Origin of the sequence: Micromonospora sp. DT62, assembly GCF_049847285.1 — a bacterium.
Classification (GTDB): domain Bacteria; phylum Actinomycetota; class Actinomycetes; order Mycobacteriales; family Micromonosporaceae; genus Micromonospora; species Micromonospora reichwaldensis.
The window spans coordinates 42264-65149 of record NZ_JBNCOB010000017.1; the positions used below are offsets into that span (position 1 = coordinate 42264).

Here is a 22886-nt window from a genome sequence, read left to right on the forward strand (position 1 = left end):
CGCGAGGAGTGAGCCGGGGTCGCGAGCCCCGCAGTCGCGAACGGAAGGTGGACCTGTGAGCGCGAGGAGTGAGCCGGGTCTGCGGGCCCCGCAGTCGCGACCGGAGGTGTCGCTGTGAGCGGGGCTGACGTGGTGCTGCCCGGCGGGCGGCGGTACCGGTTGACCGGGGGCGCCGGCTTCCCGCGCCCCGCCGGGCCGCCGACCAGCCGGATCGCGTACGCCGCCGCGCACGTGGTGGCCGATCCGACGGCCGAGAACATCCCCGGCGCCCCGGCCGTGCTGGACTGGGACCGCACCCTGGCCTTCCGGCACCACCTGTGGTCGTACGGCTTCGGGGTGGCCGAGGCGATGGACACCGCGCAGCGCGGCATGGGCCTGGACTACCCGGCCACCCGCGAGCTGATCCGGCGCAGCGCCGCCGAGGCCCGCGCCGTCGGCGGGCGGATCGTCGCCGGGGTCGGCACGGACCAGCTCCCGCCCGGCCCGGCCACCCTGGCCGAGGTCGCCCGCGCCTACCGCGAGCAGCTCGACGACGTGCGGGCCGCCGGGGCCCGCCCCGTGCTGATGTGCAGCCGCCACCTGGCCGCCGCCGCCCGCGACCCGGAGGACTACCTGCGGGTGTACGACGAACTGCTGAGCGCCGCCGACGAGCCGGTGGTGCTGCACTGGCTCGGCCCGATGTTCGATCCGGCGCTCGCGGGCTACTGGGGGTCGACCGACCTCGACGAGGCCGCCGACGCCGTCGTCGGGCTGATCAAGGCCCACGACAGCCGGGTGGACGGCATCAAGGTCTCACTGCTGGACGCCGACCGCGAGGTGGCGCTGCGCCGCCGGCTGCCCGCCGGGGTACGCCTCTACACGGGCGACGACTTCCACTACCCGGAGCTGATCCGGGGCGACGCGAGCGGCCACTCCGACGCGCTGCTCGGGGTGTTCGCCGCGATCGCGCCGGCCGCCGCCGCGGCGTTCGCCGCGCTGGACCGGGGGGAGCTGGCGGCGTACGACGCGATCTTCGCCCCGACCGTGCCCCTGGCCCGGCACATCTTCGCGGCCCCCACCTGGCACTACAAGACGGGCATCGTCTTCCTGGCCTGGCTGGCCGGGCACCAGGACCACTTCACGATGGTCGGCGGCGCGCAGTCCGGCCGCTCGCCGGCGCACCTGGCCACCCTGCTCACCCTCGCCGACGCCGCCGGGCTGCTGCCCGACGCGGACCTGGCCGCCGCCCGCGCCCGGGCGCTGTTCACGGTGGCGGGGGTGGCCCAGTGAGCGCGAGGAGTGAGCCGGGTTTGCGAGCCCCGCAGTCGCGACCGGAGGTGACCCAGTGAGCGCGAGGAGCGAGCCGGGTTTGCGAGCCCCGCAGTCGCGACCGGAGGTGGCCCGGTGAGCGCGCTGGGGCGGTTCTCGTTCAACCAGGCCACGTCGCAGCACTGGCCGCTGCCCGAGGTGGTCGCCGGCTGCGTCGCAGCCGGGGTGCCGGGGATCGGGTTGTGGCGGGAGCCGGTCGCCGGGTACGGGCTGGCCCGCGCCGCGAAGCTGGTCCGCGACGCCGGCCTCGAGGTCACGTCCCTGTGCCGGGGCGGCTTCTTCACCGCCGACGGCTGGCGTGAGGAGAACCTGCGCGCCATCGAGGAGGCCGCCACCCTCGGCACCTCGGTCCTGGTGCTGGTCTCCGGCGGTCTGCCGGCGGGCAGCCGGGACGTCGACGGTGCCCGCCGGCAGGTCGCCGACGCCATCGCCGAGCTGGCCCCGCACGCGGCGGCGGCCGGGGTGACGTTGGCGGTCGAGCCGCTGCACCCGATGTTCTGCGCCGACCGCTGCGTGGTGTCCACCCTCGGCCAGGCGCTCGACATCGCCGAGCGGTTCGACCCGGGCGTGGTCGGGGTCGTCGTCGACGCCTACCACGTGTGGTGGGACGACACGGTGTACGCGCAGATCGCCCGGGCGGGGGCGCGGATCGCGGCGTTCCAGGTGTGCGACTGGGTCACCCCGCTGCCCGAGGGGGTGCTGCTCGGCCGGGCCCTGCCCGGTGACGGCTGCATCGAGCTGCGCCGGCTGCGGGAGGCCGTGGACGAGGCCGGCTACACCGGGCCGGTCGAGGTGGAGGTCTTCTCGGCCGAGGTGTGGGCCCGGCCCGGCCGGGAGGTCCTGGACGCGTCGGTCGCGGGCTACCTGCGCCACGTCGCCTGACGGCGGGTCCCGGCCGGTCGGGCGGCCGGCCGGGATCCGGGCGAGGATGAGGGGGTGACCGACCGACGGGTGCACCTCGACGACCTCGGCGCGTGGCTGATCAAGGGCAACGCGGACCGGGTCGACCTGGCCGGCCGCTTCGCCCGTGATCCGCGGGTGACGGGCTGGTGCGTACGCCCCGGCTACCGGGCTCGGCTGATGCGCCCCGGTCAGCCGGTGGTCCTCTGGGCCAGTGGCAGCCGCGGCCGGCTCGCGTACGGCGTCTGGGGCGTGGGGCTGGTGGCCGCCGCCGCGGTGCCGGGGGAGCCGGGCGCGACCTGGACGGTGCCGTTGGACCTGACGGTCCTCGACGAGGCGCACCGGGTGCCCCGGGAGTCCTTCCGGAGCGACGCGCGGCTGGCCGGCGCGGAGGTGCTCCGGCAGCCGCAGGGGGCCAATCCGTCCTTTCTCTCGGTGGCCGAGTTCGCCGCGCTGCGCGAGCACCTGCCGCCGCGCTGACGGCCGGGCCCCGGCCAGCCCGATCCGGACCGTCGGCGCCGGTTCGCAGCGGGCGGCGAGTGCGGTGACCCGGACGTAGCCGGCCGGCCCGCCGTCTTCACCCAGCCCCTCCGGCTCTCTATGATCGGTGAAAACTGTCGCCAGACAGCCGGTCACGGGCCGGCAAAAAGCTACAGGCGCGACCGGCGCCGGGAAGGGTGGGCATGGCGCTGTCCGCGACCGTCCTCGCCGAGCTGCGCGGGATCGTCGGCCCGTCGCACGTGCACGACGCGGCCGGCGACCTCGTGGCGTACGCGCGGGACGCCACGCCGCTGTTCTCGCACCGACCGGACGCGGTGGTCTTCCCGGCCGACACCGCCGAGGTCGCCGCGGTGCTGGCACTCGCCACCCGGCACCGGGTGCCCGTGGTGCCCCGCGGCGCGGGCTCCAACCTGTGCGCCGCCACCGTGCCGCTGCGCGGCGGCATCGTGCTGGTGCTGACCCGGCTCAACGCCATCCTGGAGGTCAGCGGGGACGAGCTGCTCGCCCGGACGCAACCGGGCGTGACCAGCGCCGCCCTCGCCGACGCCGCCGCCGCACAAGGCCTGCTCTGGGCGCCCGACCCCGGCAGCCGGACCGTCGCCACGGTCGGCGGCACCATCGCCACCTGCGCGGGCGGGCTGCGCGGCCTGAAGTACGGCGTGACCCGCAACTACGTGCTGGGCCTGGAGGCGGTGCTGCCCACCGGCGAGGTGATCCGCACCGGCGGCCGGCTGTGGAAGGACGTCGCCGGCTACGACCTGACCCGGCTGCTCACCGGCTCCGAGGGCACCCTCGCCGTGATCACCGAGGCGACCGTGGCGCTGCTGCCCGCACCGGCGTCGGCGAACACCGGGGTCGCGTACTTCCCGACGCTGGCCGACGCGGGGGAGGCGGTCGCCCGGGTGATCCGGGCCGGGGTGGTGCCGGCGACGCTGGAGTTCCTCGACCGGGCCTGCATCGACGCCGTGGAGGACTTCGCCCACCTGGGGCTGCGTACCGACGCCGGCGCCCTGCTGCTCTTCGGCGACGACGGCCCGCCCGACCTCGTCGCCGCCCACCTGGACCGGATCGGCGCGGCCTGCGTCGAGGCCGGCGCGGTGGAGGTCACCACGGCCCGCGAGGTCGCCCAGGCCGAGGCGCTGCTGACCGCCCGGCGCTGCGCGCTGCCGGCGCTGTCCCGCCGGGGCGGGGTGACCATCCTGGAGGACGCGACCGTGCCCCGGCCGCGGATCGCCGAGATGGTCGACCGGATCGACGCCATCGCCGCCCGGCACGACGTCGCCATCGCCACCTTCGGCCACGCCGGTGACGGCAACCTGCACCCCACCTGCGTGCTCGACTCGGCCGAGGACCACGACGCGGTACGCCGGGCCGAAGCGGCCTTCGCCGACGTCTTCGCCGCCGCCATCGACCTCGGCGGCACGATCACCGGCGAGCACGGGGTGGGGGCGGCGAAACTGCCGTTCCTCGCCGCCCGCCTCGGCGAGGACCAGCTCGCCCTGCTGCGCCGGATCAAGAGCGCCTTCGACCCGGCGGGCATCCTCAACCCCGGAAAGCTGGGATCATGACCGGCGACGTGTTCGACCCGGAGCAGCTGTCCCGCTGCATCTCCTGCGGGTTCTGCCTGCCGGCCTGCCCCACGTACGCGATGACCGGCGACGAGGCGTCCTCGCCGCGCGGCCGGATCACGCTGATGCGGGCGTTGCAGGACGGCACCCTGCCCCCGGACGACGACACCCTCGCCGAGCAGTCCTCGTTCTGCCTGGGCTGCCGGGCCTGCGAGCCGGTCTGCCCGGCCGGGGTGGAGTACGGCAGCCTGCTGGAGCAGTGGCGGGTGCACCAGTGGCGGGGCTGGCGGCGACCGCTGGTGGCCCGGGCGCTGATGCTGCTGGTCGAGCAGCGGTGGCTGCTGCGGCTGTCCGGCCTCGTCCGCCGCGCCGCCCGCGGCCGGGCCGCCACCCCGGCCCCGACCGCGTCGGCCTCGGGCGCGGCACCCGCTCCCGGATCCGCCGCCGTTGGCGGGGCGGGCGCGCAGCTCATGCTGGGCTGCGTCGAGCGGGGCCTCTACCCGGCGGTCAGTCGGGCGGCGCACGCGCTCGCCCCCGAGTTGGCCGTCCCCACCGTCCAGGGCTGCTGCGGCGCGCTGCACGCCCACAACGGCGACCTGGCCGGGGGCGAGCGGCTGGCCGAGCGGCTCGGCGCGGACCTGCCGGGCACGATCGTCACCACCTCCGGCGGCTGCGCCGCGCACCTGGCGTCCGTACTCGGTCGGGACCGGGTGCGCGAGCTGTCCACCTGGCTCGCCGACCGGCCCGCCGGGGCGGAGCTGCGGGTGGGCGGCCGGCGGGCCAGGGTCACCCTCCAGGACTCCTGCCACCTGCGCAACGGCCTCGGCGTCTTCGCCGAGCCCCGGGCGCTGCTGCGGCAGGTCGCCGACCACGTCGAGCTGCCGTCGGCGGCCGCCTGCTGCGGCGCCGCCGGCACGTACTCGCTGCTGCGGCCGAAGGACTCCCGGCGGATCCTGGACGCGAAGCTCGACGAGATCGAGGCCGCCGGCGTCGACCTGGTGGTGACGGTCAACCCGGGCTGCCTGCGCCAGTTGCGCACGGGGCTGCGCCGGCGCCGGTCGGCCGTACGGGCCGTGCACCTCGCCGAGCTGCTCGCCCGCGTCGAGTCGTCGTAGCCGGCCGGCGCCGCCGCCGGGCGCACCCGCAGTGCACCCGGCGGAGGATCACTCCGTACGGATGCCGTCCGGGCGGGTGAGCCGCCACAGCACCGGCAGGCTGAGCCCCGTCACCAGCAGCACCACGGCCGCCCCGAGGCCGGTGGAGATGCCCAGCGCCGGCCAGGCGACCGTCACCGGCGTCTGCACCATGCGCAGCAGCACCGCGCCGAGGGCGAGCCCGAACACCACTGCCAGGGCGAGCCCGATCACCACCGGCACGGCGCTCTGCCACAGCACCGACCAGCTCAGCGTGGAGCGCCGGGTGCCCACCGCGACAAGCATCGCCAGCAGCCGGCGGCGCTCCCGCAGTTGCTCCAGCACGCCGACCAGCATGCTGGCCCCGATCAGCAGTAGGGTGACCACCGCACCGACGTAGAGGCCGCGCTGGACGTCGACGAACTGGCTGGCCTGGCGGTTCTCGGTCAGCGTGAGCACCGAGGCGTACGGGTCGACGCCGGCGGCGGCGTTGCGGACGTGCTCCACCGCGTCCGGCCGATCGGGCGCGAGCCGCAGGTACGCCTCGGCGCGCAGCGGCCCCAGCCGGGCGGTGTCGACCGCGCCGGGGGTGGCCAGCACCCCGCCCTGCCGGTAGCCGGACGGGTCGCTGCGCGCCGGTGCCTCCCGGGCGGTGCGGGGGACCCGCCAGGTCGCCCCCGGAGCCTCGGGAACCGAGACGGCGGTGCCCGGACCGATACCGGCCGGCCGGCCCTCCTCGTCCGGGACCAGGAAGACGTCGCCGTCGGCGCACCGGTCGAGCCGGGCGAACTCGGCCAGCGCCGCGCAGTCGCCGATCCGCAGGCCGGCGAACGTGTCGGTTTCCGGGACTTCGACCACGGTCCGCAGGGTGGCGTTGCTCGCGGTCACCCCGGGCGCGCCGGCCAGCCGCTCCAGCCCCGCCGTCGCGTCCGACTGCGGGGAGAACTGCACCTGCACCTGGGCCCGGGAGGTGTCCTGGCCGGTGTCGAAGGTGAACCGGCCGGCGACGCCGGCGAAGAGCATCTGCAACCCGATGGTGCCCGCCACGGCGACCGCGATGCCGTTGACCAGCCGCGCGGAGGCGGCGCTGTCGAGCTGGAGGCGGCGCACCGCGAGCTGCCACGCGACCGGGCCGCCGCGCAACCGGCGTACCAGCAGATCGGTGAGCCAGGGCAGCAGGGTGACCACGCCGACCAGCAGGAGCACGGCGCCGGCTGCGGTCTGCCGCTCGCCGCCCAGCGGCGCGACTCCGGCCGCACCGGCCAGCAGCAGCCCGAGCCCGGCGGCCGGCAGCAGCAGCCGCCACACCAGCCGCCGGCGCACGGGCGTCGCCCGCCGGGTCACCCCGAGCGGCTCGACCAGCACGGCGCGCATCGACACCAGCGTCACCACGACGGCGAGCGCCGGCACCGCCAGCGCGACGGCCGCCACCAGCGGCAGCGGCGGGCGCACGTCGGCGGCGTACACGCTGAGGTCCATGAGGGTGACCAGCGGCACCACCTGCCGGCCGAGCGCGAAGAGCACGCCGCCGGCCGCGACGCCGAGCAGGGCGCCGGCGGCGGCCTCCCCGGCGGCGATCCGGCGGACCATCGCGGCGTCGGCGCCGACCAGCCGCAGCGCGGCCAGCCGCCGGTCGCGCCGCTCACCGCCGAACCGCACGGCCGCGCCGAGGAACACCGCGATGGGCAGCAGCAGGACCACGAAGATGACGACCACCAGCACCACCAGCACCGGGTCGAAGGCCTCGCCGGGCAGCCCGCCGCCGAAGGTGTCCAGCCGGGTCGCGTCGTCGGCGGCGAGGGTGTCGCTGCCCAGGTAGTAGGCCAGCTCGCGGGGGCCGGCCAGCCCCTCGTCGGCGATGACGCCGGTGACCGTGGCCCCGGCCAGGCGGGGGGCGAACAGCGCGCCGTCGGCGGAGCCGAGCAGGTCGCGCAGGGCGGGGGAGACCAGCACCTCGCCGGCGCGGGGCAGCGCGGCCACCCCGGGCGGCGCCGGCGCGGCCGGCCCCTCGGGCCGCAGCACCCGGCCACGCACCGGCTGCCCCCGGAACTCGGTGTCGGTCTGGCGGATCAGCACGGTGTTCGCGGCGGCCGGGACCTTCTCGCCCATCCGCAGGTCGTCGCGGGCGTCGCCGCGCGCCTGCCGGGCGTCCAGCGCGCCGGGCACCGCGGCGGCGAGCAGCAGCATCGCCACCCCCACCCCGACGCCGACCGCCGTGAGCACCGCCCGCAGCCAGCCGTCCCGGCCGCCCGTGAACGCCATCCGGGCGCCCATGACCAGGTCGGCCGCGCGGTCGCGCAGCCGCGTCACGCCGCCACCTCCAGGTCCCGGGTGCGGCCGTCGCGGACCACGACCTCCCGATCGGAGTACGCGGCGACCCGCGCCTCGTGGGTCACCAGCACCACCGCCGCCCCGGTGTCGCGGGCGGCGGCGGTGAGCAGCCGCATGACCCGCTCGCCGTTGAGCGAGTCGAGCGCGCCGGTCGGTTCGTCGGCGAAGATCACCCGTGGCCGGGTGACCAGTGCCCGGGCGACCGCCACCCGCTGCCCCTGCCCGCCGGAGACCTCGCCGGGCCGCTTGCCGGCCACCTCGACGACCTCCAGGCGGTCCAGCCACTCGGCGGCCCGCCGCTCCGCCTCGCGCCGACCGACCCGGCCCAGCCGCAGTGGCAGCGCGACGTTCTCCAGGCAGGTCAGCTCCGGTACGAGCTGGCCGAACTGGAAGACGAAGCCGAACTCCTCGCGGCGCAGCGCGCTGCGCTCGGCGTCGCTCAGGGTGGCGAGGTCACGGCCGGCGTAGAGGACCCGGCCGGAGTCGGGCCGGGCGATGCCGGCGAGGCAGTGCAGCAGCGTGGACTTGCCGGAGCCCGACGAGCCCATCACGGCCAGCACCTCGCCCGGGTGGACGCGCATGCTCGCCCCGGCGAGCGCCCGGGTCGGGCCGAACGAGCGGTGCAGGTCCTCGGCGAGGAGCAGCGGGGCGCTCACGACCGCACCGTCGCGGCCAGCTCGTCGAGGCGGGCGGCGGTCAGCTCCAGCCAGCGCAGGTCGGCCTCCAGGTGGAACAGCGCGTGGTCGCAGACCAGCTGCTCGGCGAGGTCGCCGTCGCGCTTGCGGCGGGTCAGCTCGCGCATCATCCGCAGGTGCTCGGCGCGCTGCACGTCGAGCACGTCGGCGGCGGGGCGGCCGGTCAGCAGGGCCAGCACCACCTTGGTGTAGAGGGTGCTCTGCAGGTACGGCTCGGGTTTCTCGGCCCGGGCCAGCCACTGCGCCACGTCGGTGACGCCCGCCTCGGTGATCGCATACCGCTTGCGTTCCGGGCCCTCGCCGGGCTCCACCGCCTCCACCTCGACGAGGCCGCCGCGCAGCAGCCGGGACAGGGTGGCGTAGACCTGCCCGTACGCGAGCGGGCGGGCGTGACCGAAGCGCTCGTCGTAGAGGCGTTTGATGTCGTAGCCGTGGCGGGGGGTGGCCTCGAGGAGGCCCAGGAAGGTCTGTCCGATCGACATGCCGGCGACTATACACACCGCGTATACCGCGAGTGTATAGCGGTACATTGCCCGCTCAACCGTCTGCATCGGAGGTCACCGTGTTCGCCCTGTCCCTGACCGAGGACGCGGAACTGCGTCCCCTGGAGCCCTGGCGGGCCGAGGAGTTCCTCGCCCACCTCGCCCGGGCCCGTACGCACATCGCGCCCTGGGTGTCGCCCTCGTTCCTGGTCGACGACCTGGCCGGTGCCCGGGCCGTGCTCCAGCGCTACGCGGACCTGTGGGCGCGCGACGCCGGCGGCATCTGGGGCATCTGGCAGCGGGGTGAGCTGGTCGGCGGGGTCATGTTGGTCTCGTTCGACGCCGCCAGGGGCGTCTGTGAGGCAGGCTGCTGGCTGGAGCCGGCCGGGGAGGGCCACGGGCTGGTCAGCCGGGCGGTCGGCCGGCTCGTCGACTGGGCGGTACGGGAACGCGGCATCCACCGCGTCGAGTGGCGCACCAAGCCGGACAACACCCGCAGCATCGCCACCGCCCGGCGGCTGGGCATGCGCCTCGACGGGACGCTGCGCCAGGTCTATCCCGGGCCGGCCGGGCGGGTCGACATCGAGGTGTGGTCGGTGCTGGCGCCCGAGTGGCGCGGCGTGCGCTCACACGCCGGCGAGCACCGCGTCGAGTGAGCGGGGCACCCGGTCCGGCTCCAGGGCCGCCACCAGCAGCCGCGCGTACGCGCTCTTGCGGCCGGAACGGGTGCCGAGGAACCGGCGCAACTGCGCCTCGACGGCCCGACCCCGCTGCGCCGGCTGCCGCTGGAACAGGTCGAACGAGCGCAGCTCGCCCTCGGCGGCGAGCACCGCCCGCACCCCCGCGACGCCGACCGCCCGGATCAGCTCGTCCTCCAGGTCGGCCACGCAGACGTGGAACCCGAGGGCCGTCAGGTCGGCCCGGGACAGGTCGACGCCGAAGCCGCAGCGTTCCAGCCCGCGCCGGAAGAAGCCCTCCTCGGCCTCGTCGTAGAGGCCCGCCAGCCGCAGGCCGCGTCCCGCCGGGCCGAAATGGTCGAGGAAGTGGCCGATGTTCGTCGCGCCGCCCATGGCCACCACCCGTACGCCCTCGGCGTCGAGGTCCCGGCCGCGGCGCGCGGCGAGGGTCTCCAGGGCGGCCCTGTCGCTCGGCCCCTCGACGAGCACGACCGTCCGCGCGTCGGTCCCGGGCGCCAGGTCACCGATGCTCCGCACTCCGCCTCCCCGCCCCGATGCCGCTGTGCCCGCCCGGGCAGCGTGGACCGGGCCGGCCCCCGGCGCAACCGGATTGCGGGCGGCAGGGAACCGCCGGGGGTCGGCGGTCGTGCCGCCGCCCGGGCCGGGTGACCCGGGCGGCGGCACCGGCTCAGGGCAGCGCCCGCAGGAACGGTCCGTGGCTCAGGCGGAACTCCCAGGCGTAGAACCGGTCCCAGTTGATCGACCAGGTCATCAGGCCCCGGAAGTCGGGGTTGGTGCCGCTGCGCGGGGTGTACGGGCCGCAGCCCTGCCCCTTCACCAGGCAGGTCACCGCGGCCTGCACCCCGGCCGGGGCGAGGTAGCCGTTGCCGGCGCTGGGGGAGGAGGGCGCGCCGAAGGCCACCTGGTCCTCACGCAGCGGCGGGAACACCCGGTCGGCGTTGCCGGCGACGGGGAAGCCGGCGAGCAGCATGTCGGTCATCGCGATGTGGAAGTCCGCGCTGCCCATGGTGTGGTACTGGTTGTCGAGTCCCATGATCGGCCCCGAGTTGTAGTCCTGCACGTGCAGCACGGTGATGTCGTTGCGCAGCGCGTGGATCACCGGCAGGTACGACCCGGCGCGCGGGTCCTGCCCGCCCCACGGGCCCGAACCGTAGTACTGGTAACCGAGCTGGACGAAGAACGTCTCCGGCGCCATGGTGAGGACGAAGCCCGCCCCGTACCGCTGCTTGAGGGTGCGGATCGCGGAGATCAGGTTGACGATCACCGGCGTGGTCGGGTTGCGGAAGTCGGTGTCCCCGGTGTTCAGGTAGAGCGAGTGGCCCTCGAAGTCGATGTCGAGCCCGTTGAGGCCGTACCGGTCGATGATGGCCGCCACCGACCGGACGAAGGTGTCCCGGGCGGCGGTCGTGGTGAGCTGGACCTGGCCGTTCTGCCCGCCGATGGAGAGCAGCACCTTCTTGCCCTGCGCCTGCTTGGCGCGGATCGCGGCGGTGAACTCGGCCTCGGTCTCGACGCCCGGGCACTCGGCCGCCGGGCAGAGCTGGAACCGGATGTCGCCGGAGGTGACCGTGGTGGGTTCGCCGAAGGCGAGGTTGACGATGTCCCAGTCGGCGGGCACGTCGGCCATCCGCAGGTAGCCCGAGCCGTTGGCGAAGCTGGCGTGCAGGTAGCCGATCAGCGCGTGCCGGGGCAGCCCACCCGTCGGCGGCGGCGTGGTCGGTGGCGGCGTGGTCGGCGGAGGCGTGCTGGGTGGCGGGGTGGTCGGCGGTGGGGTGGTCGGCGGTGGGGTGGTCGGCGGTGCCGTGGTCGGCGGGGTGGTGGGCGTGCCGCCCGAGCAGGGCGCGCCGTTGAGCGTGCAGTTGGTGGGGGAACCGGAGCCGGTGGCCAGGAAGCCGAACGACACCGAGGCGCCGGGGGCCACGGTGCCGTTCCAGGAGCGGTTGGTGAAGGTGTGCCGCTGGCCGACGCTGCTGACCGTGGCGTCCCAGTAGGAGCCGAGCGTGGTGCCCGCGGGCAGGGTGAAGGCCACCTGCCAGCCGGTGATGGTGCTCGGGCCGCCGTTGGTGACGGTGTAGCGGCCCTCCCATCCGGTGCCCCAGTCGGCGGTCTTGACGAAGGTGGCGGTCGGGCCGGCGGCGCGGGCTGGCGCGGCGAGGGTCAGCGTGGTGGCGGTGACGGTGGCGAGGGCCGCGACGGCGGCCAGCAACAGGTTTCGGGCAGGGCGACGCATCCGGACCTCCCGGGTACGAGGGCCGTCGGATCGACGGATGCACAATTATTAGGATTGTTAACTGTAATTGTCCAGGCGTTCGGGCCGGACTTCCCACCGCGTTCCGGCGCCCGTGACGCCGGGTGGCGGGTCGGCGCCCGATCGTCGTCGCCCCGCCGCACCCCCGGTCCGGCGGCGCGCCCAACCGGCGCGCCGCCGAACGGTGGTCAGCGTCGGGTGGCGCGGCGCTTCAGGGTGCGTTCGTAGTCCTGGAACCGCGCCTTGGCGATGGCCGAGCGGTCCGCCGCGCGGAGCACCAGCCCCTCGGACCGGCCGGCCGGACCGTCCAGGGCCACCAGGGTCCGGGGCAGGTGCCCGGTCAGGAACGTGTGCATGCCCTCGATGTCGCGGGGCAGCTCCTCGGCGGGGACGGTCGCCAGCCGGGGCACCGCCGGCAGGCCCAGCGATTCGGCCCGCCCGACGAGGTCGGTCTCCCCGAGGAACCGCTGGCCGCCGCCGTCGCGCCAGGCCGAGATCCGCTGCGCCGGCCAGTCGAGCATCGGCGCGGGGTCGTCCAGCACGGCCACGTCGAAGAGCCGGTGCCCGAGCCGGCGCTCGGCCGTGTACTGCCGGGAGGCGGCGGTGACCTTGCCGCCGTACACCTCCAGGTAGAAGACCGTGATCCGGTCGGCCGCCGCAGCGACCGTCAGTCGCTCGGCCACGTCGCGCAGGGCGTCCACGATGCCGAGCGCGGGGTTGCCGATCAGGTCGCCGCGCGCGTACAGCAGCTCCTCGCGGCTGCCGATCAGGTACGCGCCGTCGGGGAGCACGACGATCCGGGCGTTCGTCCCGTCGACCTTTTCGGTGAGGGTGACCGGCCCGGTGAACGCCACGCACTCCGCCAGCAGCCCGCCGTTGCCGGGGTCCAGGGCGTGGTAGGTGGGGATCGACGGGTACTTGGTCAGCGAGTTGATCGTCCGTAGGTCGACCGTCCGGACGTCGAGGCGGGACACGGCAGCTCCTTCACGTGGCGGGTTGCGCCGCACCGGTTCGCGGCGCGGCGGCGGGCCGGCAGCGTATCCGTTGCGCGGGTCCCGGCTCGCGCCAGTTTCTGGTCCGCTCGTCCATCCTGGACCGTCGGCGTGCGGAAATGTCGTACCCGGGGGCGACCATCCATCCATGGCTGTCCCCGCTCTCACCCCGCACACCGACCAGCCGCGTTCGGTGCCGCTGCGCGAGGCGCGCACCCGGCTCACCCAGCTCGTCGCGCTGGCCGAGTTGACCGACACCGTCACCGTCGTCACCCGCGACGGCGATCCCCGCCCGGTGGCCGCGATCGTCCCGGCGGCCGCCGCCCGCAGCGCCGCCCAGGCGCGTGCCGACGGGGACCGCCTCGCCGCCGTCACCGCCGGCTGGGCCCGGCGCCTCGACGAGGCGCACCGGCGCAGCGCCCACCGGCACGCCGCCGAGCTGCGCGCGGTCACCGCCGCCCTCGCCGAGGCATGGGCCGAACTCGACCGCCGGGTCACCCCGGGCAGCGACCCGGGGCTCGCCCGGCTCCGGGCCGCCCACGCCGACCTGCTGGCCGCCGACCCCGCCGCCTGACCCGCCGGCGTCCTGCGCCGCTCCGCGTCCGCGTCACCCTGGGCTCCGTGCCGCCCTGGGCTCTGTGCCGAGCGGCTGCCTGGCCGTGATCCGGTGCGCGGCCGTCGACCGCGCCCCGACGCCGCCGCGGGCAGCGCTCGCGGCCCCGGTCCAGCAGGGAGAGCCGGGCGGTGCCGCCGGCCCTGGGGCCGCAGGGCGTCAGCCGGCGGGGTACGCGTGGGTCTGCGCCGCCTTCACCGCGGCCCAGACCGGCTGGCCGGGGGCCAGTCGCAGCTGCGCGGCGGCGGCCGGCGTGACGTCCGCCGACACCCCGATCGGCCCGTCGAGTTGCACCCGCAGGTCGTCGCCGTGCCGCTGCACGCCGGCCACCGTCGCCGCCCAGGTGTTGCGTGGGCTGCCCTCGGGGCGTGACGGGTGCAGGGCCACCGCCGAAGGCCGGAAGGCGACGAAGACCTCCCCGTCGAGCCGGTCGGCGACGGTGAGGGTCAGCCCGTCGGCGACCCGGACCCGGTGCCCGTCGGCGTGGCCCCGGTGCAGGTTCAGCCCGACGAGCCGGGCTACGTAGTCGGTGCGCGGCCGCGCCGTGACGCTCGCGGCGTCGCCCTCCTGCACCACCCGGCCCTCCTCGACGACGACGAGCCGGTCGGCCAGCACCAGCGCGTCCAGCGGATCGTGGGTGACCAGCAGCGTGGCCCCCGGGTGCGCGGCGAGGTGCCGGTGCAGCTCGGCCCGGGTGTCCAGCCGGGTACGCGCGTCGAGCGCGGCGAGCGGCTCGTCCAGCAGCAGCAGCGCCGGCTCGACGGCGAGCGCGCGGGCCAGCGCGACCCGCTGCGCCTGCCCGCCGGAGAGCTGCCGGGGACGGCGGTCGGCGTGCTCGGCCAAGCCGACCCGCGCGAGCCAGTCGTGGGCGGTCCGGCGGGCGGCGCGCCGGTCCGCGCCGTGGCGCCGGGGCCCGAAGGCCACGTTCTCCAGCGCGCTCAGGTGCGGGAAGAGCAGATAGTCCTGGAAGACCACGCCGATCGGCCGGTGCTCGGTGGGCGTCCAGGCGCGGCTTCGCGGCCGGTCCAGGTCGACGCCGCCGAGGGTGAGGTGCCCGGCGGTCAGCGGGAGCAGGCCGGCGAGCGCGCGCAGCGCGGTGGTCTTGCCCGCCCCGTTGGGGCCGAGCAGCGCGACCACCTCGCCGGCGGCGACGCGCAGCGGCACGTCGAGGCGGAAGGCGTCGCGCTGCACCACGAGGTGCGCGTCGAGCAGGGGCGCGTTCACGGGCTGGTGATCCAGCGGTCGCGCAGCCCGGCGAGGATGGCCACCGAGACGGTGAGCAGCACGAGGCTGAGCACCACGGCGGCCTGCACGTCCGTCTCCAGCGCCAGGTAGACCGCCAGCGGCATGGTCTGCGTACGCCCCGGATAGTTGCCGGCGAAGGTGATGGTGGCGCCGAACTCGCCGAGCGCCCGGGCCCAGCACAGCACCGCCCCGGCGGCCAGACCGGGAGCCACCAGGGGCAGGGTGACGTGCGTGAACGTCGTCCAGCGGCCCGCCCCGAGGGTCGCTGCCGCCTCCTCGTACCGGCCGTCGGCTCCGCGCAGCGCCCCCTCCACGGCGATCACCAGGAACGGCATCGCCACGAACGCCTCCGCCAGCACCACCCCGGCGGTGGTGAACGGCAGGCTGATCCCGAAGGTCGCGTCCAGCCAGCCGCCGAGCAGGCCGCGCCGGCCGAAGACGAGCAGCAGCGCCACCCCGCCGACGACGGGCGGCAGCACCAGCGGCACGGTGACGAGGGCGCGTACCAGGCGTCGGCCGGGAAACTCGACGCGGGCCAGCAGCCAGGCCAGCGGCACCCCGAGCAGCAGGCAGAGCAGCGTGGCCAGCGTGGCGGTCAGCAGGGACAGCCGCAGCGCGGTGAGCACGCCCGGCGCGGCGAGCCGCTGCGGCAGGTCGGCCCACGGCGTACGGGCCAGCAGCCCGACCAGCGGCAGGACGAGGAAGACCAGGCCCAGCACGGCCGGCAGCAGCAGCGCGACGGGCACCCCGGCGCCCCGCCGGCGCAGGCGCCCGCCGTGGGTACGCGTCACGGGGCCTGGAACCCGGCCCCGGTGAGCACCGCGCGCCCCCGCTCCGAGCGGACGTACGCGACGAAGGCCCGCGCGCCGTCGGGGTTGGGCGCGTCCCGCAGCGCGACGATCGGGTAGTCGTTGACGGCGCGGGCGGACTCGGGGAACTCGACGGCCGTCACGTCGGCCGCGGCGGCCAGGGCGTCCGTGCGGTAGACGAGGGCCGCGTCGACCTCGCCGAGCCGCACCTTGGACAGCGCGCCCCGCACGTCCTGCTCCAGGGTGACCGGGGTGAGGGCGATTGAGGCGGCGTCGAGCGCCGTCCGCGCCGCCGCCCCGCAGGGCACCTGCTCCGCGCAGAGCGCGACCTTCACGCCCGGGCGGGCCAGGTCGGCCAGCCCGGCGATGCCCCGCGGGTTGCCCTTCGGCACGGCGACGACGAGCTGGTTGCGGACGAAGACCACCGGGTCGCCGTCGGCGTTGCCGGCCTCGGCGACGGTGGTCATGGTGCGCGTCGCCGCCGAGGCGAACACGTCGGCCGGGGCGCCCTGGTTGAGCTGGGCGGCCAGCGCGGCGCTGCCGGCGAAGTTGAGGACCACGGTCGTGCCCGGGTGGGCCGCCTCGAAGTCCCGGCCGATCCGGGTGAACGACTCGGTCAGCGAGGCCGCGGCGAACACGGTCACCGTGGCGTCCATCGACCCGCCATCGGCGGTGGTGCCCGTGCCGCATCCGGCCAGGGCCACCAGGGCGGTGATCGCCGCCGCCGCCGCGACCGTCCGCGCCCGCCCCGCCGCTCTCACGACCCCTGCCTCCCCCGGGAGGCCCCGGACGGGGAGGCGCGTTCCACCACCACCGTGGTCGACTTGATCACCGCGACGGCCAACGAACCGACGCGCAGGTCCAGCTCGTCGACCGCCTCCCGGCTCATCAGCGAGACGATCCGGAACGGCCCGGCCTGGATGTCGACCTGCGCCATCACGGTGTCCTTGACGACGTTGACCACGATGCCGCGCAGCCGGTTGCGGGCCGAGGAGGCGCCCGACCGGTCATCCGGCTCGGCGGCCTGTCCCCGGGCGAACGCGGCCAGCTCGACCCCGTCGATGGCCCGGTGCCCGTGCTCGTCGCGGCCGGCGGCGAGCCGCCCGGCGTCGACCCACCGGCGCACGGTGTCGGCGCTGACGCCGAGCAACTCGGCGGCCTCCCCGATGCGGAACGTCGTCACCGGGCCAGCCTAGCGGCCGGCAGATGCGAGGAGAAGAGTGGCCAAGCCGTCGCGGATGCGGCCCGGAGAGGGTCATGTTCCTCGTGTCCGCGCGGCGGAGGCCGCCGCGACACGGCCAGCCGTCCGGATGCTGTCGTGACCTGGCGTGATGGACCACAATGGAGGGCTCGGGCGGGGGACGGCGACCGGGAGGGCCGAGTTGGGTCAGGACGACGAGGGCGGCGGCAACCCGCCGGCGCCGGAATCCGTGGTGGCCGACACCGCCCGCCGGTCGAGGTCCCGGCAGGTGCGCCTGGCGGCCCTGCTGCTCCTGCTGGTGGTGGTCGTGGCGGCCACGGTGCGGGTGGTCGTGGCGACCGGCCCGCCCACCTGGGACGAGCTGCGCGAGCGGGCGGGGCTGACCAACCGGGACAGGCTGGTCATCGGGGTCAAGGACGACCAGCCGGGCGTGGCGCAGAAGCTGGAGAACGGTGCGTTCGAGGGCTTCGACATCGAGATCGCGTACATGATCGCCGAGGACCTGGGGTTCGACGCGCCGGAGGTGACGCTGCTGGCGATCGAGAGCGAGGACCGGGCCCGCCGGCAGGCCCGCGACGCCGGCGGCAGCTTCGTCACCGTCGACCTGGTGGTCGCCTCCTACAGCATCACCGAGCAGCGCCAGGGGCAGGGCGTGGTCTTCTCCTTCCCCTACCTGGAGACGGAGCAGTCGGTGGTGACGCTCGCGTCCGACAGCCGTAAGGTCGCCAGCCTGCGCGACCTCGACCGGGCGAAGGTCTGCACGCTGGGCACGTCCACCTCGGAGCGGCGCCTGCGGGACGCCGGCGCGAGCCCGATCGGCCGCAACCGGATCAGCGAGTGCATCCAGGCGCTCTACGACAGGCAGGTCGACGCGGTCACCACCGACGCGGCGATCCTGGCCGGCTTCGTGGGCCCCCGCCCGCCGGGTGAGCTGCCGCCGGCGGTGAAGCTGCGGGGGCGCCAGGAGTTGCAGCACTGGGACATCGGCGAGGAGGCGGCGGAGAAGTGGGGCGTGAACACCGGCCCCAATCCGGCGATGCGGGACTTGGTCAACCTCTCCCTGCAGCAGTCGGCGGAGGGGCCCGACGGCTACCGGTGGAAGGCGGCGTTCGACCGGTACCTGGCCTCGGAGCAGCAGTACAGCAACCTGCAGCAGGTGGCGGTCGGCCGGCAGCCGGAGCCCGAGGAGAAGGTGGAGGTGCGGCAGTGGCCGTGGGAGAGATGGGCCCTGCCGTCTCCGAGCCGGCCGCGATCGGGCGCGCCGACCGTCGCCCGGGCACCAAGCAGGCGCAACAGGCGCAGCAGTGGCTGCTGACGCTGCTGCCCGCGTTCCCGGTGCTGCTGCTGGTGCTGCGGCTCTGGCGGCTCAGCCGGCAGGACATGCCGACGATGCTGCTGCTGGTGCAGTACGTCAGCCCGCTCGGGCTGCTCAGCGCCCTGCTGATCGCGCTGGTGTGGGCGTTCCCGCTGGTGGTGCTGGTGCTGACCGTCCTCGGCCGGCTGCTCCAGGTCAGCGCGCCTGACCGGTTCGACCCGGATCGTTCGCTGCTCGCCTACGGCACCGTGCGTACCCCCGGTTGGGTGCTGGTGGCAGCGACCGCGCTGGCGGCGCTCACCTGGCAGCTGCGGTTCCTGCCGCTGCTGATGATGCTCGCCCTCTGGCTGCTGGCGCTGCGGACCCGGCTTCGGTACCCGGACCGACGCCGCCTGCTCCTGGTCACCACCCTGGTGCTGCCGGTCGTGGCGGCGACCGCGAGCTATGCCTGGCTGGCGCCCGCCTTGCCGGCCGCGATCCGCGACGGCGAACTGGCCACGGCCCTGCTGCTGGTCGTGCCCCCGCTGGGAGCGGTGGTGCTCACCGGCCCGGTGCCGCGCCCGGTCGCCCCGGCGCTGACCCACAGCCTCGCCTACGCGGTGGCGGCGGTGGTGCCGCTGGTGACGGGGGTGGTCTTCCTGCGGGTGCCGCTGCTGCCCGCGGTCGCCGTCGAGGTCGGCCCGGAGGCGGGCCCGGTGCGGGAGGTGGTACGCGGCCAGGCGGTCACGGTGACCGACCGGATGACGATCGTGCTCGACGGGCGGGGCGAGGTGCGCTTCCTGCCCAACGACCAGGTACGTGGGCAGCTCCTCTGCCCCGACCCGGGGCGGATCCCGGTCACCCGCGTGGACGTGTACGGCTGGCACGTGGAGGAGACGGCGCTGGACTGGATGATCCCCCGGCAACCGGTGGGGCGGGCCGACCCGCGCTGCCTGGGCCGGGTGCCGGCCGGGGACCCCGCCGAACCGTCCGCACCGCAGTCGCCCGAGCCAGCCGAACCGGCCGCGCCGCCGTCGCCCGGGTCCGCCGGGTCGTCCGCGCCACCGTCCTCCGGCCCCCGCTGACGGCCGGCGGGCGGGGCGGGCCCTCGACGCCCCGTCCCGCCCGCCGACCGCATCCGTCGGGGTCAGCAGTTGCCATCCGTGGCCGGCGTCGGGGGAAGCGACGGATGTGGTCAGCCCCGCCGTGCGGGGGAGGCGACGGGAGCGGTCAGCCCTGTCGCGCGGTGCGGCCCTTGAGGTGGCGGCCCAGCTCCCGGGCGATCTCCCGCTCGGCGTCGCGCTCGGCGAGCGCCTGCCGCTTGTCGTACGACTTCCTGCCCTTGGCCAGGGCCAGCTCGACCTTCGCCCAGCCGCCCGAGAAGTACATCGACAGGGGCACCAGGGTCAGGCCGCCCTCGCGGGTCCGCTCCAGGATCCGGGCGATCTCGACCCGGCGCAGCAGCAGCTTGCGGGTGCGCCGGGGCGCGTGGTTCGTCCAGCTGCCGAAGCCGTACTCGGCGATGTGCAGCCCGTAGAGCATCAGCTCGCCGTCGCGCTCCTGGGCGAAGGCGTCGACCAGCGACGCCCGACCCTCGCGCAGCGACTTGACCTCGGTGCCGGCCAGCACGATGCCCGCCTCGTAGGTCTTGAGGATCGTGTAGTCGTGCCGCGCCTTCTTGTTGGAGGCGATCAGCCTGCGCTCGGTCTGCCGGGCCGCGTTCACCCGGTCGAGGATATCGGCTGCCGGCCGGGGCTGGCCGGCCCGGCGCCGATGCGGCGGCCGGGTCCGGCCGAATCCGATGGCGCCCGCGGTGCCCGGCGGGGGAGACTCCGCCAATGGATCACCGGGCGATGGTGCGGCTGAGCAAGCGGATGTCCCTGGCGTTGCGGCACGAGCCCGCCCGGTTCGGCCTCGCGCCCGACCGGGCCGGCTGGGTGTCGGTCGACGACCTGCTCGCCGCGCTCGGGATCGACCGCGTCGACCTGGACGCCGTGGTGGCCGACAACGACAAGCAGCGCTTCGCCGTGGAACGCGGTGCCGACGGCGTCGAGCGGATCCGGGCCAACCAGGGGCACTCGATCCCGGTCGACCTGGAACTGGCGCCCAGCCCGCCGCCGGCGCGGCTCTACCACGGCACCAGCCGCGTCGCGCTCGACTCGATCCGGGCCGCCGGCCTGCACCGGGCCGGCCGGCACCACGTCCACCTGTCGCCGGATCTGGCGACCGCCCGACGGGTCGGTGCCCGCCGGCCGGGCGAGCTGGTGGTGCTGACCGTGGACGCGGCGGCGATGGCCCGCGACGGGCACGCCTTCTATCGCAGCGCCAACGGCGTCTGGCTCACCGACGCGGTGCCCGCCCAATACCTGGCCGACTGAGCCGTCCGGCTCAGCGCGCGTGCCGGGCGAGGAATTCGGCGAGCACCCGGGTGTGGGTGGAGAAGGCCAGCTCCGTCGGCTCGGTGAGCACCAGCCACTCGGTGGCCTCCTCTGTCGGCGCCGACGGCGGCAGCGCCTCGGCCCGTCGCTCGGGCAGCTCGCCGAAGACCATGATCGTGCCGCCGGCCGGGGCGCCGTGCACCGCGAGGAGCCGGGCGTCGGCGGCCTCGGCACGCAGGCCGGTCTCCTCCCACAACTCCCGGACCAGCGCCTCCTGCCACTCCTCGCCGTACTCGATGAAGCCACCCGGCAGCGCGAGCTGGCCGCGGGCGGGCTCGATGTCGCGGCGGACGGCCACCACCCCGAGGCCCCGGGCCGTGCGGACCGGCAGCACCGCCACCGCGACGGGCAGCGGGTTACGCCAGACCGTCCCGCCGCAGGCCGCGCAGACCCGCGGCCAACCGGCCGCCGCCGGATAGGCGGCGCCGCAGAAGGAACAGTGGGAGTACGCCACGGCGGTCATGCCGCAGCACGTTACCCGGCGCACCGGTGGCCGCCGCGACCTGCCGCCCGGGGCGTGCGGCGGCGGCTCCCGGCGGTCACGGGCGGCCCGCGCGAAGTGCGTCCCGGGCCGCCATGAGGGCGAAGCCGAGCAGGTTCGCGCCCTGCCAGCGCGCCGGATCGTCCGCGCGCGGGTCGTCGGCGGCCAGGCCGATGCCCCAGACGCGGTCGAGCGGGCTGGCCTCCACGAGCACCCGTTCGCCGGTGCCGAGCAGGTACGCCCGCAGGTCGTCGTGCTGGTCGAACTTGGCGACGCTGCCCGCCACCACGACCTCGAAGCGCCGGGCCTCCCAGGTCGCCTGGTCGAAGCCCCGCACCTCGCGGCCGAGCGACTTGGCGCGTTGGGGGTGCCCGGCCGCCAGGATCCGTTCGGCGACCGCCGCGTCGCCGAACAGCATCGCCTTGTGCCACATCATCCAGTGCTCGGCGGTGGCGTACGTCCGCTCGCCGTCGGTGAACGGGGCCGGCCACCACTGGCTCAGGCAGCCGGGCCCGACGCTGCCGTCACGCTGCGGTCGGTGACCCCAGAAGCGCAGGTAGCGGATCTTCTCGCCGGCGTGGACGGCGGCGACGAGCTCGGTGACGGATCGCGGCGACATGGCGGCGAGTCTGCCCGAGGGGTCCGACGGAACGCGCGTGCTTTTCCGGCCGGCCGCCGGCGCGGGCGTCGGGGCCGCCGCGCCGCGCGGTCGGGTGCGCGGGGCGGTCGGTGCCCGCCGCGCCGGGCGGGGCGGTCAGGCCGGCGGCGCCCCGGTGTAGAAGGCGGTGGTGCGCTCCGCGGCGCCCCGGGCGGCCTCGGCGTCGGTGCCGTCGGCGACGCTCGCCTCGCCCCACCGCTCGCTGCTCGCCGTCACGAACTGCCGGCCCTGCTCGGACACCGACCAGGCCTCGCCCTCCTCCGGCGTGACCCCACTGCCGTCGGCGGCCAGGTACGAGGCCAGGCCGAGCAGCGCCAGGTCCCAGCCGACCCCGACCGCGCCCGGACCGAACTGGTCCCAGCGTTCCTGGTCGACGTGCGCGACGTGCTCCAGCTCGAACCGGGTCCGGTCGTCCCCGACCGGCGTCAGCCGCACCTCGATCCAGCTCACCTCGCCGCCGAACTCCCAGGTGGCGGCGAAGGCCTTCGGCGGGTCGCAGCGTTCGATCGTGCCGCCGGCGTTGCCCTCCAGTTGGTAGCGGCCGTCCAGCCGCAGGTCACCGGAGATCGGCATGAACCAGCGGGGGATCCGTTCCGCGTTGGTGCAGGCGTCCCAGAGGTCCTCCAGCGGCGCGTCGTACGTCTGGCTGATGGTCATCACCCGGGCCTCGCCGGCCTCCAGCACCCGCCGGCCGAGCTGGCGGCGTACGGCGTTGATCTGCTCGGTCGCGTCGATCATCGGTCTCTCCCGTGGTCGGTCGTGTCGTCTGTCGTGGGCGGCTGCTCGCGCAGCCGCCGTTCGCGCTTGCCTCGGGCCAGCTCGGTGGCGAGGGCGTGCAGGGGCGGCGTCCAGAACCGGCGGAAGTTCTCGAGCCAGCGGTCGACCTCCCGCAGCGGCCGGGGATCGACGGCGTAGAGACGCCGGGTCCCCTCCGCCCGCACGGTGGCGAAGCCGTTGTCCCGCAGCACCTTCAGGTGCTGGGAGACGGCCGGCTGGGAGATCCCGAACTCCCGCCGGATCACGTCGCACAGCCCGCCGGCGGTCGTCTCGCCGTCGGTGAGCAGTTCGAGGATGCGGCGCCGCACCGGGTCACCGAGTACGTCGAAGGCGTGCACGGAACCCTTTATATCAGTCACCCCTTATTTAAGCGACCCATGATGGGTCGGCGTGTCGCCGACGCCCGCGCGGAAGCGTCGGGGATACGACTCTCCACGGGTCGGTGCGAAGATCCGCACGACGCTACCCTGGCATCGACGGACATATACTTTCCGTACGATCGTGGAACCCGTGA

The 22886-nt window shown here is 75.7% G+C and carries 25 protein-coding genes; 10 read left to right on the forward strand and 15 right to left on the reverse strand.

Annotated elements, in window-relative coordinates; all coding sequences use genetic code 11:
• The first annotated feature begins 114 nt into the window (after window positions 1–114).
• The 5 genes from ACPXCB_RS21660 (at window position 115) to ACPXCB_RS21680 (ending at window position 5392) form a co-directional block, all read left to right on the forward strand.
• The gene (locus ACPXCB_RS21660) at window positions 115–1269 is read left to right on the forward strand and encodes a dihydrodipicolinate synthase family protein (protein ID WP_425877388.1); all 1155 of its coding nucleotides are present in this window, start codon (window positions 115–117) and stop codon (window positions 1267–1269) included.
• Between the two features lie 123 nt (window positions 1270–1392).
• Complete coding sequence (locus tag ACPXCB_RS21665; RefSeq protein WP_425877454.1) at window positions 1393–2190, forward strand: sugar phosphate isomerase/epimerase family protein; 798 nt, start codon at window positions 1393–1395, stop codon at window positions 2188–2190.
• 54 nt (window positions 2191–2244) lie between these two features.
• The gene (locus tag ACPXCB_RS21670) at window positions 2245–2688 is read left to right on the forward strand and encodes a hypothetical protein (protein WP_425877389.1); all 444 of its coding nucleotides are present in this window, start codon (window positions 2245–2247) and stop codon (window positions 2686–2688) included.
• 203 nt (window positions 2689–2891) lie between these two features.
• The gene (locus ACPXCB_RS21675) at window positions 2892–4277 is read left to right on the forward strand and encodes an FAD-binding oxidoreductase (protein WP_425877390.1); all 1386 of its coding nucleotides are present in this window, start codon (window positions 2892–2894) and stop codon (window positions 4275–4277) included.
• Window positions 4274–5392, forward strand: a complete 1119-nt coding sequence (locus ACPXCB_RS21680; protein WP_425877391.1) for a (Fe-S)-binding protein — start codon at window positions 4274–4276, stop codon at window positions 5390–5392. The genes ACPXCB_RS21675 and ACPXCB_RS21680 overlap by 4 nt, the downstream gene beginning before the upstream one ends.
• A 48-nt stretch (window positions 5393–5440) precedes the next feature.
• Here the strand turns inward: ACPXCB_RS21680 and ACPXCB_RS21685 are convergent, their stop codons facing one another.
• The 3 genes from ACPXCB_RS21685 to ACPXCB_RS21695 are packed head-to-tail and all read right to left on the reverse strand — an operon-like array spanning window position 5441 to window position 8918.
• Entirely contained in the window at window positions 5441–7720 is a 2280-nt protein-coding gene (locus ACPXCB_RS21685) for an FtsX-like permease family protein (protein ID WP_425877392.1), read from the reverse strand.
• The gene (locus ACPXCB_RS21690) at window positions 7717–8397 is read right to left on the reverse strand and encodes an ABC transporter ATP-binding protein (RefSeq protein ID WP_425877393.1); all 681 of its coding nucleotides are present in this window, start codon (window positions 8395–8397) and stop codon (window positions 7717–7719) included. Before ACPXCB_RS21690 ends, ACPXCB_RS21685 begins: the two co-directional genes overlap by 4 nt.
• On the reverse strand, window positions 8394–8918 hold the full coding sequence (locus ACPXCB_RS21695) for a PadR family transcriptional regulator (protein WP_151453153.1): 525 nt from the start codon (window positions 8916–8918) through the stop codon (window positions 8394–8396). The genes ACPXCB_RS21690 and ACPXCB_RS21695 overlap by 4 nt, the downstream gene beginning before the upstream one ends.
• 80 nt (window positions 8919–8998) lie before the next feature.
• Between ACPXCB_RS21695 and ACPXCB_RS21700 the strand changes: the two genes are divergently transcribed.
• Window positions 8999–9574 (forward strand): GNAT family N-acetyltransferase, encoded by a 576-nt coding sequence (locus tag ACPXCB_RS21700; RefSeq protein WP_425877394.1) that lies wholly within the window; start codon window positions 8999–9001, stop codon window positions 9572–9574.
• Here the strand turns inward: ACPXCB_RS21700 and ACPXCB_RS21705 are convergent.
• The 3 genes from ACPXCB_RS21705 to ACPXCB_RS21715 form a co-directional block, all read right to left on the reverse strand.
• Window positions 9545–10132: a TOPRIM nucleotidyl transferase/hydrolase domain-containing protein gene (locus ACPXCB_RS21705; RefSeq protein ID WP_425877395.1), complete on the reverse strand. Its 588-nt coding sequence runs from the start codon at window positions 10130–10132 to the stop codon at window positions 9545–9547. The genes ACPXCB_RS21700 and ACPXCB_RS21705 overlap by 30 nt on opposite strands.
• Window positions 10133–10283: 151 nt before the next feature.
• Window positions 10284–11825, reverse strand: a complete 1542-nt coding sequence (locus ACPXCB_RS21710; protein ID WP_425877455.1) for a chitinase — start codon at window positions 11823–11825, stop codon at window positions 10284–10286.
• 227 nt (window positions 11826–12052) lie between these two features.
• Window positions 12053–12838, reverse strand: a complete 786-nt coding sequence (locus ACPXCB_RS21715; RefSeq protein ID WP_425877396.1) for an RNA ligase family protein — start codon at window positions 12836–12838, stop codon at window positions 12053–12055.
• A gap of 166 nt (window positions 12839–13004) precedes the next feature.
• Here ACPXCB_RS21715 and ACPXCB_RS21720 point away from each other — a divergent pair, with 166 nt between their 5' ends.
• Window positions 13005–13430 carry a type II toxin-antitoxin system Phd/YefM family antitoxin gene (locus ACPXCB_RS21720; RefSeq protein WP_425877397.1) on the forward strand — a complete coding sequence of 142 codons (426 nt, stop codon included), beginning with the start codon at window positions 13005–13007 and terminating at the stop codon, window positions 13428–13430.
• Between the two features lie 198 nt (window positions 13431–13628).
• Here the strand turns inward: ACPXCB_RS21720 and ACPXCB_RS21725 are convergent, their stop codons facing one another.
• The 4 genes from ACPXCB_RS21725 to ACPXCB_RS21740 are packed head-to-tail and all read right to left on the reverse strand — an operon-like array spanning window position 13629 to window position 16706.
• Complete coding sequence (locus ACPXCB_RS21725) at window positions 13629–14693, reverse strand: ABC transporter ATP-binding protein (protein WP_425877398.1); 1065 nt, start codon at window positions 14691–14693, stop codon at window positions 13629–13631.
• Window positions 14690–15505: an ABC transporter permease gene (locus ACPXCB_RS21730; protein WP_425877399.1), complete on the reverse strand. Its 816-nt coding sequence runs from the start codon at window positions 15503–15505 to the stop codon at window positions 14690–14692. Before ACPXCB_RS21730 ends, ACPXCB_RS21725 begins: the two co-directional genes overlap by 4 nt.
• A complete protein-coding gene (gene modA, locus ACPXCB_RS21735) occupies window positions 15502–16284 on the reverse strand; it encodes a molybdate ABC transporter substrate-binding protein (RefSeq protein WP_425877400.1) in 783 nt (260 codons plus the stop codon). Before modA ends, ACPXCB_RS21730 begins: the two co-directional genes overlap by 4 nt.
• Window positions 16281–16706, reverse strand: coding sequence for a TOBE domain-containing protein (locus ACPXCB_RS21740; protein ID WP_425877401.1), 426 nt, complete (start codon window positions 16704–16706; stop codon window positions 16281–16283). Before ACPXCB_RS21740 ends, modA begins: the two co-directional genes overlap by 4 nt.
• A gap of 148 nt (window positions 16707–16854) precedes the next feature.
• Between ACPXCB_RS21740 and ACPXCB_RS21745 the strand changes: the two genes are divergently transcribed.
• Both ACPXCB_RS21745 and ACPXCB_RS21750 read left to right on the forward strand, forming a co-directional pair.
• Window positions 16855–18039, forward strand: coding sequence for a transporter substrate-binding domain-containing protein (locus tag ACPXCB_RS21745; protein ID WP_425877402.1), 1185 nt, complete (start codon window positions 16855–16857; stop codon window positions 18037–18039).
• A complete protein-coding gene (locus tag ACPXCB_RS21750) occupies window positions 17946–19103 on the forward strand; it encodes a hypothetical protein (protein ID WP_425877456.1) in 1158 nt (385 codons plus the stop codon). Before ACPXCB_RS21745 ends, ACPXCB_RS21750 begins: the two co-directional genes overlap by 94 nt.
• 145 nt (window positions 19104–19248) lie before the next feature.
• Here the strand turns inward: ACPXCB_RS21750 and smpB are convergent, their stop codons facing one another.
• A complete protein-coding gene (smpB, locus tag ACPXCB_RS21755; protein ID WP_425877403.1) occupies window positions 19249–19743 on the reverse strand; it encodes an SsrA-binding protein SmpB in 495 nt (164 codons plus the stop codon).
• Window positions 19744–19856: 113 nt separating this feature from the next.
• Between smpB and ACPXCB_RS21760 the strand changes: the two genes are divergently transcribed.
• Window positions 19857–20396: an RNA 2'-phosphotransferase gene (locus tag ACPXCB_RS21760; protein WP_425877404.1), complete on the forward strand. Its 540-nt coding sequence runs from the start codon at window positions 19857–19859 to the stop codon at window positions 20394–20396.
• 10 nt (window positions 20397–20406) lie between these two features.
• Here the strand turns inward: ACPXCB_RS21760 and ACPXCB_RS21765 are convergent, their stop codons facing one another.
• From ACPXCB_RS21765 to ACPXCB_RS21780, 4 genes are all read right to left on the reverse strand, one after another.
• Window positions 20407–20919 carry an NUDIX domain-containing protein gene (locus ACPXCB_RS21765; RefSeq protein WP_425877405.1) on the reverse strand — a complete coding sequence of 171 codons (513 nt, stop codon included), beginning with the start codon at window positions 20917–20919 and terminating at the stop codon, window positions 20407–20409.
• Between the two features lie 76 nt (window positions 20920–20995).
• The gene (locus tag ACPXCB_RS21770; protein WP_425877406.1) at window positions 20996–21556 is read right to left on the reverse strand and encodes an NADAR family protein; all 561 of its coding nucleotides are present in this window, start codon (window positions 21554–21556) and stop codon (window positions 20996–20998) included.
• 135 nt (window positions 21557–21691) lie between these two features.
• Window positions 21692–22333: an SRPBCC family protein gene (locus tag ACPXCB_RS21775; RefSeq protein ID WP_425877407.1), complete on the reverse strand. Its 642-nt coding sequence runs from the start codon at window positions 22331–22333 to the stop codon at window positions 21692–21694.
• Complete coding sequence (locus ACPXCB_RS21780; protein WP_366643084.1) at window positions 22330–22710, reverse strand: ArsR/SmtB family transcription factor; 381 nt, start codon at window positions 22708–22710, stop codon at window positions 22330–22332. Before ACPXCB_RS21780 ends, ACPXCB_RS21775 begins: the two co-directional genes overlap by 4 nt.
• Between the last annotated feature and the right edge of the window lie 176 nt (window positions 22711–22886).

Coding starts and splice junctions, on each gene's coding strand:
- ACPXCB_RS21695 (WP_151453153.1), bottom strand. CDS start 8,918: ATGTCGATCGGACAGACCTTCCTGGGCCTCCTCGAGGCCACCCCCCGC.
- ACPXCB_RS21720 (WP_425877397.1), top strand. CDS start 13,005: ATGGCTGTCCCCGCTCTCACCCCGCACACCGACCAGCCGCGTTCGGTG.
- ACPXCB_RS21770 (WP_425877406.1), bottom strand. CDS start 21,556: ATGTCGCCGCGATCCGTCACCGAGCTCGTCGCCGCCGTCCACGCCGGC.
- ACPXCB_RS21750 (WP_425877456.1), top strand. CDS start 17,946: ATGGGCCCTGCCGTCTCCGAGCCGGCCGCGATCGGGCGCGCCGACCGT.
- ACPXCB_RS21765 (WP_425877405.1), bottom strand. CDS start 20,919: ATGACCGCCGTGGCGTACTCCCACTGTTCCTTCTGCGGCGCCGCCTAT.
- ACPXCB_RS21745 (WP_425877402.1), top strand. CDS start 16,855: ATGGACCACAATGGAGGGCTCGGGCGGGGGACGGCGACCGGGAGGGCC.
- ACPXCB_RS21680 (WP_425877391.1), top strand. CDS start 4,274: ATGACCGGCGACGTGTTCGACCCGGAGCAGCTGTCCCGCTGCATCTCC.
- ACPXCB_RS21760 (WP_425877404.1), top strand. CDS start 19,857: ATGGATCACCGGGCGATGGTGCGGCTGAGCAAGCGGATGTCCCTGGCG.
- ACPXCB_RS21775 (WP_425877407.1), bottom strand. CDS start 22,333: ATGATCGACGCGACCGAGCAGATCAACGCCGTACGCCGCCAGCTCGGC.
- ACPXCB_RS21675 (WP_425877390.1), top strand. CDS start 2,892: ATGGCGCTGTCCGCGACCGTCCTCGCCGAGCTGCGCGGGATCGTCGGC.